This window comes from Gilvirhabdus luticola, assembly GCF_040117515.1.
GTDB lineage: Bacteria > Bacteroidota > Bacteroidia > Flavobacteriales > Flavobacteriaceae > Gilvirhabdus > Gilvirhabdus luticola.
This window is the reverse complement of record NZ_JBEEEN010000015.1, coordinates 1-2,500: the sequence shown is the minus strand read 5'-3', so window position 1 is coordinate 2,500 and position 2,500 is coordinate 1. Positions and strand designations below refer to the sequence as shown.

The following is a 2,500-nucleotide window of genomic DNA, read 5'->3' as shown; positions in this document are numbered from 1 at the left end:
CCCTTTGGGGTGACGGCGTGCCTTTTGCATAATGAGCCTACGAGTTACCGTTGCTAGCAAGGTTAAGGCATTAAGTGCCGGATCCGTAGCGAAAGCGAGTCTGAATAGGGCGCTTAAGTTAGTAGTGGTAGACGCGAAACCGTGTGATCTACCCATGGGCAGGTTGAAGCTGTAGTAACATATAGTGGAGGACCGAACCGGTTGACGTTGAAAAGTCTTCGGATGACCTGTGGGTAGGGGTGAAAGGCCAATCAAACTCGGAAATAGCTCGTACTCCCCGAAATGCATTTAGGTGCAGCGTTGATTTAGTTTTATAGAGGTAGAGCTACTGATTGGATGCGGGGGCTTCACCGCCTACCAATTCCAGACAAACTCCGAATGCTATAAAATGATGATCAGCAGTGAGGGCATGGGTGCTAAGGTCCATGTCCGAGAGGGAAAGAACCCAGACCATCAGCTAAGGTCCCCAAATGTATGTTAAGTTGAAGAAACGCGGTTGGATTGCCCAGACAGCTAGGATGTTGGCTTGGAAGCAGCCATTCATTTAAAGAGTGCGTAACAGCTCACTAGTCGAGCGATCCGGCATGGATAATAATCGGGCATAAACATACTACCGAAGCTATGGACTTGTAAAAGTGGTAGGGGAGCATTGTAGTGTCGTCGAAGGTGTACTGCGAGGTATGCTGGAGAAGCTACAAAAGAAAATGTAGGCATAAGTAACGATAATGCGGGCGAGAAACCCGCACACCGAAAGACTAAGGTTTCCTCAGCTATGCTAATCAGCTGAGGGTTAGTCGGGACCTAACGCGAACCCGAAAGGGGTAGTGGATGGACAACAGGTTAATATTCCTGTACCTGCTCACGTTAAAAGTGACGGAGGCGTATATTTGGTGCGTGCTGACGGAATAGCACGTTGAAGCCAGTGGTAACACGGCGATAGTACACTAAAGCTTCGGCTGCGGTGATAATCCAGAGAAGCGACTTCCAAGAAAAGCAAGTGAAGCAGCCCGTACCCTAAACCGACACAGGTAGTTGGGAAGAGAATTCTAAGGTGCTCGAGAGATTCATGGCTAAGGAACTAGGCAAAATAGACCTGTAACTTCGGGAGAAAGGTCGCCCTACTTCGGTAGGGCCGCAGTGAAAAGGTCCAGGCGACTGTTTATCAAAAACACAGGGCTATGCTAAATCGAAAGATGACGTATATGGCCTGACACCTGCCCGGTGCTGGAAGGTTAAGTGGAGGGTTTAGCTTCGGCGAAGATCTGAAATGAAGCCCCAGTAAACGGCGGCCGTAACTATAACGGTCCTAAGGTAGCGAAATTCCTTGTCGGGTAAGTTCCGACCTGCACGAATGGTGCAACGATCTGGACACTGTCTCAGCCATGAGCTCGGTGAAATTGTAGTATCGGTGAAGATGCCGATTACCCGCTGTGGGACGAAAAGACCCCGTGAACCTTTACTATAGTTTAGTATTGGCTTTGGATAAGTAATGTGTAGGATAGGTGGGAGACTTTGAAGCGGCATCGCCAGGTGTTGTGGAGTCATTGTTGAAATACCACCCTTTGCTTATCTAGAGTCTAACCCTTTACAAAAGGGGACAGTGCTTGATGGGTAGTTTGACTGGGGTGGTCGCCTCCAAAAGAGTAACGGAGGCTTCTAAAGGTACCCTCAGCACGCTTGGTAACCGTGCGTAGAGTGCAATGGCATAAGGGTGCTTGACTGAGAGACCTACAAGTCGATCAGGTTGGAAACAAGAGCATAGTGATCCGGTGGTTCCGCATGGAAGGGCCATCGCTCAAAGGATAAAAGGTACTCCGGGGATAACAGGCTGATCTCCCCCAAGAGCTCACATCGACGGGGGGGTTTGGCACCTCGATGTCGGCTCGTCACATCCTGGGGCTGGAGAAGGTCCCAAGGGTTGGGCTGTTCGCCCATTAAAGTGGCACGCGAGCTGGGTTCAGAACGTCGTGAGACAGTTCGGTCTCTATCTACAGTGGGCGTTAGAAATTTGAGTGGATCTGACTCTAGTACGAGAGGACCGAGTTGGACTAACCTCTGGTGTACCTGTTGTCGCGCCAGCGGCATTGCAGGGTAGCTACGTTGGGAAGGGATAAGCGCTGAAAGCATATAAGCGCGAAACCCACCACAAGATGAGATTTCTTTAAAGGGTCGTGGGAGATGACCACGTTGATAGGCTACAGGTGTAAAGGCAGTAATGCCATAGCCGAGTAGTACTAATAACCCATAGGCTTATTGTACGCCTGTTTTTTTATAGAGTGATTATAATTCATGTTATGTTTTTTCAATATGTCAACAATATTAGTGTTGTGCTTGCCACAGCCAAAGATTTAAGGTGGTTATAGCGATGGGGCTCACCTCTTACCATTCCGAACAGAGAAGTTAAGCCCATTAGCGCCAATGGTACTGCTACTTGTGGGAGAGTAGGTCGCCGCCTTTTTTTAGAAAACCCTTACTAAATTATTAGTAAGGGTTTTTTTGT

At 48.7% G+C, this 2,500-nt stretch carries 2 rRNA genes (1 of these 2 cut by a window edge); both read left to right on the top strand.

Going from position 1 to position 2,500, the window contains the following annotated elements:
- Window positions 1-2,258, top strand: a 23S ribosomal RNA gene (locus tag AAFP94_RS14850); it begins 564 nt to the left of the window's first position.
- Window positions 2,259-2,349: 91 nt separating this feature from the next.
- Window positions 2,350-2,458 (top strand): 5S ribosomal RNA (gene rrf, locus AAFP94_RS14845).
- Window positions 2,459-2,500 lie beyond the last annotated feature (42 nt).